Below are 13380 nucleotides of genomic sequence, written 5' to 3'. Positions count from 1 at the left end.
GCACTGGCTATGCCTACTACAACCTTTCGATGACTGCAACTTCAGATGTCACTTCATACATATGTTATTAAGTGGTAAAACGTTACAACAATATTTTACACGATTTCGACACTAATAATCCAGAGAAATGTTTCAATTTACGAAATATTTACATTTTAATAGTCAATGAAAAACAATTAAATTGATTATTAGCTATATTATATCTTTAAGTAGAAGTAATTCAAAATCTGTAGATTCATCCTCAAGAGCGATTAGCAACCAGCATTGTTTTTCTTTACTAATAAACTATGTAAGTACGCGCGTACTTAATATAATAAATTTATATGATTACTATTCTGAATACTATGACAATTAATTTTCCTTTTCAGAGATATTTTTAACAATAGCTGTTTTCGTAAACTTTGTTGCATTTAAATACACGAAGCAATCAGCACTGAATTACGTCTAGTGGTTTCTTTTCTTCATAAAATAGTACCCTTATAGTGGAAAAACACTGTTTTCACTCCAAATTTTGGTTATATAGCAACAATCGTTCAGAAAAGAGCTATTACAATTAAAGTGTCTGACGCCAACTCCTTGATCCTTGTTCGCGGAATACCCTTTTTTTCCTAAGGTGAATTGAAGGAGAAAATCACATTCACACGTTACTTCATATACTTATCTCCTAAAAGCTAAACTGCTTTGTGTTTCTTTATGAAACTTTTCTATTTATTTAGTCGTATAAAGTTTAAGGGGGAGTTGCATGAATATATTAACTGTTAATATAAATGAATCTGGTTATGGTGAAGATCAGCCTATTATTAAAGATATTAATTTTTCTTTACATAGCGGAGAATTGATTGGTATTATCGGACCAAATGGTGCGGGGAAAAGTACGACGATAAAAACAATTTTAGGTGTAATGGAATATGTAAGAGGTGAAATTGATTGGCAAAAAGGAAGTTTGTACGCTTATATTCCTGAAAAGCCAATTTTCTATGAACATTTAACATTATGGGAGCACTTAGATTTATTAGCTTCTATCAATGAAATTGACGATCAGACACTCAATCAAAGAGGAAGTCATTTTCTTGAAGTCTTTAAAATGGAAAAAGTAAAGCATGAAATGCCTGCAACATTTTCAAAAGGCATGCAGCAAAAAGTGATGATTATTCAAGCACTCTTGCTGAAGCCTGATGTTTATATAGTGGATGAACCATTCATTGGGTTAGATCCTAGTGCAATTAAAATGTTTTTAGAAGTAATGGAACAGGAGAAAAATAGAGGGGCTAGCATTTTGATGTCTACACATGTTCTTGATACCGCTGAGAAGATATGTGATCGTTTTATCCTTATTTCAGAGGGAACAATTGTTGCAGAAGGGACGCTAGATAAGATACAAATAGCCAGTGGAGCACCAGAAGCATCTCTTCTAGATTGTTTTCATATCATAGCTGAAGGTAAATCATGAACATGAGTGGAAAACGATTATGGATTAAACGGGCAAAAGTAGACTGGCACTATCAGTCTAACATTTTGCTTTCAGTTTTTGATTGGACAATTATTATCTATCTGCTTATTCCTTCTCTAATTTTTGGAGGCATTGCCTATCACTCATGGTGGTATACACTTCCTTCATGGTTACATGATGTTCCTTTACTATTCTATTTTCTAGGGTGTTATTTACTGGCTTGGAACGGGCTAATTAGAACATATATGGATGAAGCTGATCAGCTTTATTTATTGCAACATCGATTAAAAATAGTTGAGTTAAGATATACTAGTGCATTATTTTCTATTAGTATAATAGGGCTGAAATGGTTATTTATTTTTGGGCTATTGTTACCAATAACAAATCACTTTCATCAAATGTCATTTGGTCATTATCTATTGCTTATCTTCTATTTCTTTAGTCTCAATATCGTTACTGTTACTTATAAACAGGCGGTCTATCATTTTGGTACATATAAAAAGTTAGTAGTAGATATTTTTGCTTTTTTACTTTTGGCTTTTGTCTCTTTTTTTGTTGTTTCATCACAGCAGGGCCATTTAACAATTGTTATTTCTGTTTTATATATCTTCTTATCCATCTGGCAAATCAAGAACTATCAAGGTCAATTAAAAACCTTTTATACAGATGTAGAAAAAGAGCAAAAAAACAAAGGTAAGTTCATTCGATTTATGTTTGCAGTAAATCCAGAGATCTACTTACCAAAGGTTAAAAAAGCTAAGAAGAGATCGTGGCTGTTATGGAGGAAATCAAAAAGGATATACTCAAAACGTGACCCTGTACATGGGGTTACTGAACTTTTTATTAAAGCTTTTTTAAGAGATAAGTCGAATGTATTTAGTTATCTACAGCTTATTTCAATTACAAGTACGTTAATAGTATTAACACCCATTTGGTTAAAGGTGCTCTCTTTTATTGGCTTTTGGTTTTTCTTTAAAGAATGGCTCATTTTACTGTTTAAAGAGATTATGAAACAAAACCCTTATTTAGCGAGTGATTATGGTAAGAAGGATTACATTTTTCTCTCACAAAAGAAATGTGAAAAGCTATTTGTCCTTCCTGCTGTGCTATTCGTTTTATTTATTACTATTCTCTCAACAGCACTCACAATCTTGATTTAGTTATAGGTGGTTGGAACAAAAAGCAATACAAACTTATATTAGTAAAGTTATTCGAAAGGCTATTTTCGTAAACTTTGTTGCTTTAACAATTCCAAGTAAACAGCACTATATAAAGCATAGTAGCATCTTTTCTGCCTAAGATAGTACCTATTTTGCCATAACAACAATGTTTCCATTGCATAATGAGATCCATTAGCAATAATCTTTCAGAAAAGAGCCATTAGAAAAGAACATATTCATTTTGAATAGTATTTCATGTTATGGTACTCTTTTGCATATATATAATTAGATATGGTGGCTAACGGAGGGAAATATTTTTGATTATCTTAAAAAGCAAACGTGAAATAGATCTAATGCACAAGGCAGGGCAATTATTGGCGAATTGTCACAAAGAAATAGCAAAAATAATTAAGCCTGGAGTTACAACTCTTGAAATTGATATGTTTGTTGATGAGTACTTATCAAAGCACGGTGCTACTCCTGAACAAAAAGGATATAAAGGCTATGAATATGCAACATGTGCATCAATAAATGATGAAATTTGCCATGGATTTCCTAGAAAAACTCCACTTCAGAATGGAGATATCGTGACAATTGATATGGTGGTCAATCTAAATGGTGCACTTGCAGATTCTGCATGGTCATATGCTGTTGGAGAGGTTTCTTCTGAGGCTGCTCGTCTCTTGCTTATTACAGAAGAAGCATTGAATCGGGCCATCTCACAATCAGTAGTTGGAAATCGAATTGGAGATATTGGCTATGCGATCCAATCATATGTTGAGGCAGAAGGATTGTCTGTTGTAAGAGATTTTACAGGACATGGAATCGGTCGAACCATTCATGAAGCACCAACGATTCTTCATTACGGTGAACAAAATAAAGGTGTTCGATTAAAGGAAGGAATGGTTATTACAATAGAGCCAATGGTTAATTTAGGTGCATGGCAATCAAAGATGGATGATAATGGTTGGACAGCAAGGACGGTTGATGGAAAGTTATCAGCACAATATGAGCATACAATTGCGATAACAAAAGAAGGACCTCTTATTTTAACAAAACAATAGATTGAAAACATACTAAGAAACAAGTTCGTTCCATTGCGCTGAAGACACTCCATCTACCGGGGAGGAATTTGAACCTCCTTGGCAAGCCGGTGGGGCCTCAGCCTTTCCACAATTCTACTAAGTAGGTGCCTTAATGTCTTCCGCTCCATGGCACTAATTCTTTAAAATAGTATACAAAGTCAAAAAAATCTATTAAAGATGCCAAATAAAAACCCGAACTATTAGGCAATTGTTTAATTGACATATCGCCTAATAATTCGGGTTTATAGTTAGTTTAAATACTTATGTCCCAGACTCTTTATGTTTTAAGAGTTAGTTGTTAATGTCCTCCAATAAATGCAAGCTGAATAAAGAATAAAACAGCGAAAAGATAAACAAATGGATGAACTTCTTTCCATTTTCCTTTTGCAATTTTCATCAGTGGGTATGAAATGAACCCTAAAGCAATACCTGTTGCGATGCTTGATGTAAGTGGCATGCTTAGCACAACTAAAAACGCCGGGAATGCTTCGTCAAGTTCTTTCCAATTAATCTCTGCAATAGCGCCCATCATCAAACTTCCTACTATGATAAGTGCGGGTGCAGTAATCGCGGATATTCCTGAAACTGCACCAATTAAAGGGCTAAAAAATAAAGTGAATCCAAATAGAATGGCAACTGTTAGTGTAGTTAAACCCGTTCTTCCTCCTGCTGCTACTCCTGCAGAAGATTCAATATATGCACTAGTTGGGCTTGTTCCGAACATGGCTCCAACAGTAGTTGCTGCAGAATCTGCTAATAAAGCTGTTCGAGCTCTAGGGAGTTCATTTCCTTTCATTAAACCAGCTTGTTGAGCTACTCCAATCATGGTTCCTGTTGTATCAAATATCGTAACTAATAAGAAAGAAAACACAACAGTATACAAACCATGTGATATAACATCACCAATAGCTGAGAAGGGATTGGCTACAATGATACCTTCAGGTAAGCTTGGCAACGAGAAAAAACCTTGTGTAAAACTAAGTTGACCAGTGAAATAAGCAATGAATGCTGTAATGACCATACCTATAAAGAGAGCACCGTGAACATTTAAGCTCATCAATACTAATGTAACTGCTAGACCAATTAAAGCTAACACAACTGATGGTGAATGAAGATCTCCTAAAGCAACTAAGTTGTTAGGATCTGATGTGACAATACCTGTTAATCGAAGACCGATAAAGGCAATAAAAAGACCTATTCCAGCTGTAATTCCATGTTTTAAATTGCTTGGAATTGCTTCTATTAATTTCTTTCTAAATGGTGTTAAAGATAATATAACAAATAAAATGCCGGCAATGAAAACAGCTGAAAAAGCTGTTGAATAAGTGATATTTTCATTTGCACCTACAACGGAATAAGCAAAATAAGCATTTAAACCCATTCCAGGAGCAATCGCTATTGGATAGTTTGCTGATAATGCCATCCATAGTGTACCAACTATTGTTGCGATTATTGTTGCTGTAAATACTTGATCAAATGGAACGCCAGCATCTGCTAAGATAATAGGATTCACAACAACGATATAAACCATTGTTAAGAAAGTTGTAATTCCTGCTATCATTTCAGTTCGTGCATTTGTGTTGTTTTGTGCTAATTTAAACATATGTACCCCCTGTGTTTTTACGAACGATGTTGAAAACCTTTATAATAATATTCGTTTTTAGCCGTTTTTGCAAGTGATTTAATAAAATATTAAGGCTCTTTTCTAAAAGATTGTTGCTAATTGACTTATTATCTATTGAAAACAGTCTTTTCCACGCATAAATGATATTTTTTAACAGAAATGATAACACTAGATTTATACAGTGCTGTTTCCTTCAAGATTTTCATAGCAAAAAAGTTTATGAAAACAGCCAATATAAAGTAATACAAATATAATATAAGATTTCTTTCTAGGAATTCATCTTTATTATTTACTTTTATTGCAAGTTTTATTTGATTGCTTCCGATGTTTCTAATTAATCGCTCCTAATAGCTTAATCTGGACTTTTGTGTTTAAGGATCTTCACTTAAAAGGTTTTTATAGTAATTTAAATAGTATTTTTAAAAAGTAATTAGTTTCTCACTTTTAACGATTGTAAGCATCTGGTATTGTAGTAATGGATTGAAAGTTTTGTACAAGTAGGAGGTATACATAATGAATTGGATTCAAGAAGTTGAAAAAAGGAAAGAGGATTTAATAAAGGATACACAATCTTTTCTGAAAATAAAAAGTGTATTAGATGAGGAGTCAAAAGCAGATGGTGCGCCATTTGGAAAAGGAATTCAAGAGGCATTTAATCATTTATTACAATTAGGGGAAACAGCAGGGTTTCAAACAAAAAACCTTGAAGGATATGCTGGACATATTGAATTAAAAGGTACTGGAGAAGAAATAGTAGGTGTGCTTTGTCATGTTGATGTTGTTCCAGAGGGAGATGGATGGACAAGTGATCCTTACGGTGCAGAAATTAGAGACGGAAAAATATTCGCAAGAGGAGCAATGGATGATAAAGGGCCAACGATTGCTGCATTCTATGCAATGAGAATAGTTAAGGAACTTGGTCTACCTCTTACGAAAAATGTAAGAATGATTATTGGAACGGATGAGGAAAGTAACTGGGGTTGTGTTGAACATTATTTTAAGCATGAAAAAATGCCTGAACTTGGCTTTGCACCTGATGCAGATTTTCCTATTATTTTTGCAGAAAAAGGAATTATTGATTTAACTCTAAAACAAGTAACGTCTACTAACAATGATGCTAATGATATAACTCTTGTATCATTTGAATCAGGAAGAAGATTCAATATGGTTCCAGACTTAGCTAAGGCAGTCATTAAGAATAAACAGCATAAGCTAATGGAAGCTGATTTTCATGCATACCTAGATAAAAATAATATGAAAGGGAAATGTTATGTTGAAGGGGACCTATTACATCTAGAGATTGAAGGTGTATCAGCGCATGCGATGGAGCCAAATAATGGTGTGAATGCAGGTGTGGTATTAGCTGCATTTTTATCAGGGTATGAACTAGATTCTAAAGGTAGGCAGTATGTACATACGATTGTAGAATATTTTTCAGAAGATACTCGAGGATACCATTTAAACATTGCATTTTCCGATGATATTAGTGGTGAGTTAACGGTTAATGTAGGAGTTATGTCTTATCAAGAAGATAAGGTAGGAACAATTGGAGTGAATGTACGCTATCCTGTTACAGGAGATTCAGAACAGATTAAACAAGGTTTTTCACATGTAAAAGGATTTAACTTGGATTTATTTTCTGATTCGAAGCCTCATCACGTTGCTGAAGATCATCACCTTATTCAGACATTACAAAAGGTTTATGAAGAACAAACAGGTGAAAAAGCTAATCTTATTGCTATAGGTGGGGGAACATACGCTAGATCCTTAGAAGCAGGAGTTGCCTTTGGGCCTTTGTTTCCTGGGAGACCAGATGTTGCTCACCAAAAGGATGAATATATCATCATTGATGATTTATTAAAAGCAACGGCGATCTATGCACAAGCAATATATGAGCTAGCCAAATAAATATACCGATACATATAAGATATATGTTAGGATAAATATGGTGTATAAAATGTTAATTATTAACATTAAGATGTTCCGTAGGCTGAGCGAAAAATGCTAAGCTAATTATGACGATATAGCCATTTAAACAATAGAATTTGCAGATCAAAACGCTTGGAGAGGCATTCGAGCGTTTTGATCTCTTCCTTTTTTTAGTAAGAGCTTAAAACAGCTCTCTTTTTTATGTAAGGCTCTTTTCTGAACGATTGTTGCTATGTAACCAAAATTCGGATTGAAAACAGTGTTTTTTCATTATAAGAGTACTAATTTATGAAGAAAAGATGCCACTAGACGTAATACAGTGCTGATTGCTTCGGTTATTTAAAAGCAACAAAGTTTGCGAAAACAGCCTTATGTGAAAATCGAAAAAAGGTAAGTAAGAAGTAGAAAGAAGGAACAAAACGATGGGATATTCTTTACCACAGCGCGAAGCTAGAGCTATTCATACGAATTTTTATTTATATTACTTTTTTGTCTTTTTTGGCTTTGGTTCACTTTTTCCTTTATTATCGGTTTACTTGAACGATGTCATGGGGTTATCAGGAAGTCAAATTGGAACGATTATGTCTATAAGTCCTGTTATCATGATTTTAGTACAGCCACTTTGGGGTGTTTTGAGTGATTTGACTCAAAAGCCCACTTATTTATTAACAATAGCATTAATTTTCACAGCATTTTTTGGTTTGATTTTTTCTTATGTTAATAGTTATTCTTGGATTATTGTCATTGCTATTTTACTCGCGATTACACAAAGTGCTCTTATTCCGTTATCTGATAGTATTGCAATGAATTATGTCCAAAAAACAAAAGCTCAATATGGATCTATCCGACTTTGGGGAGCCGTAGGATTTGCAGTATCTGTATTGATTGTAGGATGGCTTTCCGATTTAACTAATTTGTCGATTATTTTTTATGGTTTTTCCATCACTTTGCTTATCGCTTGTTTATTTGCTTGGAAATTACCAAAAGAAAACCAATCACTGAAGGTTAGCTTGAAAGATGGTTTAAGAGAACTTTCTAATGTGCCAAGGTATTTTATATTCCTTTTCGTGGCGTTTTTAGTGTTGGGTCCCATATTAGCTAATAATATTTATTTTGGCATTTTAATAACAGAAGTTGGTGGAGGATTAACTGGTATTGGAATAGCTTTTTTACTTGCTGCTGGAAGTGAAGCACCTTTTATGAAATTAGCTAGTCAAATGATTTCAAAAATGGGAATTATGAAAATAATTATTTTTGCAACAATTGTATCGGCTCTTCGTTGGTTTTTGTATTTCATTGAACCACCGTTATCTGTTATCTATATTTCCACAATAGCTCAAGGAATTTCCGTAGGGTTGTTTATTCCTGGAGCTATTCAATATGTAAGGGATATAGCACCTAAAAAAGTAGGAGCAACAGCGATTTCGCTTTATTCAGCTATTGGGAATGGATTAGGAAATTGGTTCTGTACCTTTGTTGGGGGCTTAATTATGGAGGAATATACAGTAATGCATGTGTATTTATTCTTTGGATGCTTATCAACGATAGCTATCCCTGTATTAATTTGGTTTCACTTTTCTAAAAATGGATAGCAATAACTATAACAAGATTGCATTTAAGTTTATGAAAAAAAGCATAAAAAGGAGAGAAGCATTGTCCTCTCCTTTCGGTTTAAAAGTAACTAACTCTCTTAAAAGGCAAATACATCACTTGATAAATAGCGTTCACCTGTGTCACATACGATACAAACAACAACATCATCCGGAGTTAGTCGTTTAGCTACTTCTATAGCAGCATAGCAGGCAGCACCAGAAGATGGGCCGACTAACAGACCTTCCTCACGTGCTAGCTTTCTTGTTATATCATATGCTTGTTCATCTTCTATCTTAAAGATCTCATCATAAACATCTTGGTTTAAAATCGATGGAATGAATCCTGGACTTGTACCAACTAATTTATGCATGCCAGGTTTACCACCTGATAGAACTGGTGAGCCAGCTGGTTCAACAACATGAACAGTCAAATCTTTATAATGTTCCTTTAGTGCTTCTCCTGTCCCAGTTATTGTGCCACCTGTACCTGCAGTTGCAACAAAAGCTGAAAGTGGTTTACCAATCTCATCCATAGCTTCAACAATTTCTTTAGCTGTCGTTAAACGGTGTGCATCAGGATTTGCACTGTTATCAAATTGCATAGGCATAAATGCATTAGGTATTTCCTTTGTTAATTGCTCTGCCTTCTTAATAGAGCCTGGCATCTTTTCATCACCAGGTGTTAACACAACCTCAGCACCATATGCCTTTAGGAGATTAATTCTTTCCAAGGTCATCGTATCCGGCATCACCAAGATCGCTTTATATCCACGAGCAGCAGCATTCATTGCGATTCCAATTCCTGTATTTCCGCTCGTAGGTTCAATTATTGTTGAATTTGGTTTTAATAACCCTTGCTTTTCAGCTTCAATAATCATATTATATGCAGCACGATCTTTTACACTTCCACTAGGATTAAAAAATTCTAGTTTTAAGTAAATCGCAGCACCTTCTTTTGGATTAATTCGATTCAATTTAACCAATGGAGTATTACCGATTAATTCAGCAACATTATTCACAACTTTCATTGCTTCACATCCCTTTTTCAATTCATTACTAGGCTTGTTTAAGCTCTATGTTAATGGTTTTAATCATTGTTAATGATAGTCATAGTTAAATCTAAGAGCTCTACCTTAGAGTTGTGTTTATAGAGAGATCCCACAGTTCACAATCGTCGAAGGTGTCACGAAACCGTTAGAAGAAATGGTTTTATAGTATTCCTTCCCTAAGAAAAAACGTGTAAATAAATCAACAACCAAGTTAACAGAACACCTTGTTAAAATAACATTTTTTACTTAAGGCTGTTTTCGCAAACTTTGTTGCTTTTGAATACCCTAAGCAATCAGCACTGTATTACGTATAGTGGCATCTTTTCTTCATAACATAGTACCCTTATAGCGGGAAAACACTGTTTTTCACTTCGAATTTTGGTTATATAGCAACAATCGTTCAGAAAAGAGCCTTACTAAAAGTATTTGTAGCGAAAGTACAAACTATCAATAAATTTCTATTATATCAAATCTTAAATTCTTATGAAAATACTAGGTATAAAAATTGAGAAGTTTGTTTGCATATAAAATACACACTTTATTATGTGTTTAGATCTAAATTGTCTTATGGTCCAGAATTGATCAAGGTCCCCAGCGTTTTTCTTCTACTTTTAATACATAGATTTGTGGGATAAAATATAATAATAAATAACTGTCATTTCTTGATAAAAAAGGGGTTATTACTGTATGAAAAAACATCACCCTCATTTTTTTATTGCAGTACCGATAGAAGATCACATTGGTAATAACATAAAAAAATGGATCTCAACGAATAAAAACGAATTAGCATTTAAATCTTGGGTACATCCTGAAGACTATCATATTACGCTAGCGTTTCTAGGAAATGTTGAAGACACAAATAAACTAGAGAAAATTAAGGGGGTTGTAAGAGAGATTGTAGCAATGAATTCATCTTTTCAGTTGAAAGTCAAAGGAATTGATATATTTGGAAAAAAAGATTCGCCAAGAATTTTATGGGTCTCCTTGGAAGAATCTAAAGCGTTAGTTGATTTACAACAAAAGGTATTTAAAGCATGTTTAGAAAATGGTATTAAATTGGATTCTAAGCCATTTGCTCCACATATTACGATTGCACGAAAATGGAATTCAGAGGAACCATTTCATTATTCAAACGATTATATACATGTGTTTAGTGAGGTAGAAAATGAATTTAACATAAAACAGATTCATTTTTATGAAACACATCTTGATCGAATTCCAAAGTATGAAGCAATTGATATTTTCCCTTTATACTCTGACGCTCTACAAGGAGAAAAGTAAATGGAAATTGTAAGAATTACATTGCAAATTGCCCTTTTATATATGATCTATCTTTTAGGTGGCTTCATTCAATCAGTAAGTCATATTCCTGTGCCAGGTAGCATTGTTGGTATGTTATTATTATTTATCGCTTTATATTTTAAAGTGGTAAAGAGAAAATGGTTTTCACTAGGGGGATCTTTTCTATTAAATCATTTACCATTATTATTTATTCCAGCTACAGTTGGGGTAATAGATTATCTAGAGCTATTTAAGGGAAAGGGTTTATTAACAATAGTTATTGCTTTTTTTAGTACGTTTATCGTGATGGTCGTGTCTTCCTTCATTAGTGATTTACTTTTGAATAAAGGTGAGGAAATGACAAAAAGTAAGGATTTTACATTATGAAAATATTTCTACCTATTTTCTTTATTATAATGACAATTACTTTATATGCTTTAATGAAAAAGTTGTATCATCACGTTAAGCACCCGATGCTAGTTCCTATTTTCACCTCCAGTTTTATAACAGTTTGCACTTTACTTATAATGAATATTTCTTACACGAGCTATATGAATGGTGGAAGGTGGATTGATGAACTTTTAGGTCCAGCTGTTGTAGCATTGGCTATTCCATTATACGATCATCGTGTACTGATAAAGAAAAACATAGTCAGTATTTTTATTAGCGTCTTTATAGGTTCATTCATTGGTATTATCAGTGGAATAACAATGAGTTTATTAGTAGGAGTAAACAAGGAGCTACTTTACTCAATTGCACCTAAATCTGTTACTACTCCCATAGCAATGGAGATCAGCGAATTACTTGGTGGTACTCCAGCAATAGCTGCCGTTTATGTAATGGTTGCTGGAATTTCAGGTGCGATGATGGGTCCTTATGTGTTAAAAAAAATTAAAATAAGGAATTCCATTTCAAGAGGAATTGGATTTGGCACGGCATCACATGGAATTGGGACTGCAAGAGCTTTGGAAATGGGGAGTGTTGAAGGAGCAGTCAGCTCCATTTCTTTAACAATAAGTGCGATTTTTACTAGTATTTTATGTCCGATCATCACATCATTTATTAACTAGATATTTACTATTTAGTTGGATTGTAACAACTATTCATTTATTTGCTTTAAAGAATTAAGGAGCTGAAATTCGATTGGCACAATTAATTAAGCTTTATGATTATATTTCAAGATATGAAATTGATGCTTATCGTTATCCGAGTCAATTTATTCGTTTAAAGAGACAGCAGTGGGATAAGGTTTCTAAAGCATGGGAAAATAATATGTTTCACACAGTGATGAAAGTAAGTGAAGTACCGAAAGAACAAGAAGAAGAAGTGAAACAAACTTTTGTTCAAAAAATGAAAAGTAAATTCTCTAAAGACGAGATCGAAAAACAAGAAATCAAACCGCTCGTTAATGATGCCGCAGTTAATGATGAAGAATTGCAGTTTCAATTTACAACAATCCCAAAAACAGTCGATGATTTAAAACATCTATTTTTAGATTATATTTTTCGTTTTCAAATACGTTGGGCTAGTTCAACTTTAAGAGAAAAATCGTCTGTTGATAAATCAATTTATCGAGATCAGCTGTTACCTTATTTTATGAAACGACTTCCTGATCAGTATTTATTGCTCTATCGACCTATTTTTAAATTGAAAAATGCACCGGTTGAATTAGAAATTATTCTAATTGGAACAACTGAAATATATTGTTTGTCTTTTGTTGAGCAGGTAGATGAAACTATTTTTACAGGTTCAAAAGAGAAATTTTGGGTGGCACGTCATAGAGAAAATGAAAAGAAATTTCTAAACCCTCTGATTAGCTTAAATAGAACAGGTACAGTTGTAGAAAAACTTCTTGCATCACAACAGATCGACCTACCTGTAAAGAAATTGGTTATTAGTCGAAACGGTTATATTGACTACCCGTTTGCACCCTATGATATTACCATCTTAGATAAACGAACATATGAAAATTGGTTTCAGCGTATACGACAATCTTCTGCACCATTAAAACATGTTCAGTTGAAATCAGCACAGGTCCTGTTGTCTCATTGTTTAACAAACTCTTACTATCGCACAGAATGGAATGAACCATCTAGTTGATAGATAAAAGTATAATTGCTTGTTAAATGAAACGTAAGAAGTAAGGGGAATGAAAGCGTCTTGGTCATTACTGATGGGCTAGGCGCTTGAGCTAGACACCATCATATTGT

Annotated in this window: 11 protein-coding genes; 9 read left to right on the top strand and 2 right to left on the bottom strand. The window is 33.7% G+C overall.

Going from position 1 to position 13380, the window contains the following annotated elements; all coding sequences use genetic code 11:
• The first annotated feature begins 742 nt into the window (after positions 1 to 742).
• The 3 genes from LC076_RS16510 (at position 743) to map (ending at position 3674) form a co-directional block, all read left to right on the top strand.
• Positions 743 to 1450: an ABC transporter ATP-binding protein gene (locus LC076_RS16510; RefSeq protein WP_226670208.1), complete on the top strand. Its 708-nt coding sequence runs from the start codon at positions 743 to 745 to the stop codon at positions 1448 to 1450.
• Positions 1447 to 2610 carry an ABC transporter permease gene (locus LC076_RS16505; protein WP_226670207.1) on the top strand — a complete coding sequence of 388 codons (1164 nt, stop codon included), beginning with the start codon at positions 1447 to 1449 and terminating at the stop codon, positions 2608 to 2610. Before LC076_RS16510 ends, LC076_RS16505 begins: the two co-directional genes overlap by 4 nt.
• 317 nt (positions 2611 to 2927) lie before the next feature.
• The gene (map, locus tag LC076_RS16500; protein ID WP_226670206.1) at positions 2928 to 3674 is read left to right on the top strand and encodes a type I methionyl aminopeptidase; all 747 of its coding nucleotides are present in this window, start codon (positions 2928 to 2930) and stop codon (positions 3672 to 3674) included.
• Between the two features lie 319 nt (positions 3675 to 3993).
• On the opposite strand, the gene LC076_RS16495 is transcribed toward map, so the two are convergent.
• Entirely contained in the window at positions 3994 to 5298 is a 1305-nt protein-coding gene (locus LC076_RS16495; RefSeq protein ID WP_226670205.1) for an NCS2 family permease, read from the bottom strand.
• A 534-nt stretch (positions 5299 to 5832) separates the two neighbouring features.
• Between LC076_RS16495 and pepV the strand changes: the two genes are divergently transcribed.
• Positions 5833 to 7227 (top strand): dipeptidase PepV, encoded by a 1395-nt coding sequence (pepV, locus tag LC076_RS16490; RefSeq protein ID WP_226670204.1) that lies wholly within the window; start codon positions 5833 to 5835, stop codon positions 7225 to 7227.
• Between the two features lie 443 nt (positions 7228 to 7670).
• The gene (locus LC076_RS16485; RefSeq protein WP_226670203.1) at positions 7671 to 8840 is read left to right on the top strand and encodes an MFS transporter; all 1170 of its coding nucleotides are present in this window, start codon (positions 7671 to 7673) and stop codon (positions 8838 to 8840) included.
• A gap of 98 nt (positions 8841 to 8938) precedes the next feature.
• Here LC076_RS16485 and cysK read toward each other — a convergent pair whose 3' ends face one another.
• On the bottom strand, positions 8939 to 9868 hold the full coding sequence (cysK, locus tag LC076_RS16480; protein WP_226670202.1) for a cysteine synthase A: 930 nt from the start codon (positions 9866 to 9868) through the stop codon (positions 8939 to 8941).
• Positions 9869 to 10576: 708 nt separating this feature from the next.
• On the opposite strand from cysK, the gene thpR reads away from it, so the two are divergent.
• The 4 genes from thpR (at position 10577) to LC076_RS16460 (ending at position 13270) form a co-directional block, all read left to right on the top strand.
• Positions 10577 to 11170 (top strand): RNA 2',3'-cyclic phosphodiesterase, encoded by a 594-nt coding sequence (thpR, locus tag LC076_RS16475; RefSeq protein WP_226670201.1) that lies wholly within the window; start codon positions 10577 to 10579, stop codon positions 11168 to 11170.
• Positions 11171 to 11557: a CidA/LrgA family protein gene (locus tag LC076_RS16470; RefSeq protein ID WP_226670200.1), complete on the top strand. Its 387-nt coding sequence runs from the start codon at positions 11171 to 11173 to the stop codon at positions 11555 to 11557.
• Positions 11554 to 12240, top strand: coding sequence for an LrgB family protein (locus LC076_RS16465; protein WP_226670199.1), 687 nt, complete (start codon positions 11554 to 11556; stop codon positions 12238 to 12240). The genes LC076_RS16470 and LC076_RS16465 overlap by 4 nt, the downstream gene beginning before the upstream one ends.
• A 73-nt stretch (positions 12241 to 12313) precedes the next feature.
• Positions 12314 to 13270: an NERD domain-containing protein gene (locus tag LC076_RS16460; protein ID WP_226670198.1), complete on the top strand. Its 957-nt coding sequence runs from the start codon at positions 12314 to 12316 to the stop codon at positions 13268 to 13270.
• Positions 13271 to 13380: the final 110 nt, after the last annotated feature.

The sequence above is a fragment of the Metabacillus litoralis genome (genome assembly GCF_020524045.1).
GTDB lineage: Bacteria > Bacillota > Bacilli > Bacillales > Bacillaceae > Metabacillus > Metabacillus litoralis_C.
The sequence above is the reverse complement of the archived record's forward strand: the minus strand, read 5'-3'. Positions and strand labels throughout refer to the sequence as shown.

Excerpts from the sequence above, each read along its gene's own strand:
- LC076_RS16485 (WP_226670203.1), top strand. The coding sequence starts at position 7,671 with ATGGGATATTCTTTACCACAGCGCGAAGCTAGAGCTATTCATACGAAT.
- pepV (WP_226670204.1), top strand. The coding sequence starts at position 5,833 with ATGAATTGGATTCAAGAAGTTGAAAAAAGGAAAGAGGATTTAATAAAG.
- LC076_RS16465 (WP_226670199.1), top strand. The coding sequence starts at position 11,554 with ATGAAAATATTTCTACCTATTTTCTTTATTATAATGACAATTACTTTA.
- LC076_RS16510 (WP_226670208.1), top strand. The coding sequence starts at position 743 with ATGAATATATTAACTGTTAATATAAATGAATCTGGTTATGGTGAAGAT.
- LC076_RS16495 (WP_226670205.1), bottom strand. The coding sequence starts at position 5,298 with ATGTTTAAATTAGCACAAAACAACACAAATGCACGAACTGAAATGATA.
- thpR (WP_226670201.1), top strand. The coding sequence starts at position 10,577 with ATGAAAAAACATCACCCTCATTTTTTTATTGCAGTACCGATAGAAGAT.
- LC076_RS16470 (WP_226670200.1), top strand. The coding sequence starts at position 11,171 with ATGGAAATTGTAAGAATTACATTGCAAATTGCCCTTTTATATATGATC.
- cysK (WP_226670202.1), bottom strand. The coding sequence starts at position 9,868 with ATGAAAGTTGTGAATAATGTTGCTGAATTAATCGGTAATACTCCATTG.
- LC076_RS16505 (WP_226670207.1), top strand. The coding sequence starts at position 1,447 with ATGAACATGAGTGGAAAACGATTATGGATTAAACGGGCAAAAGTAGAC.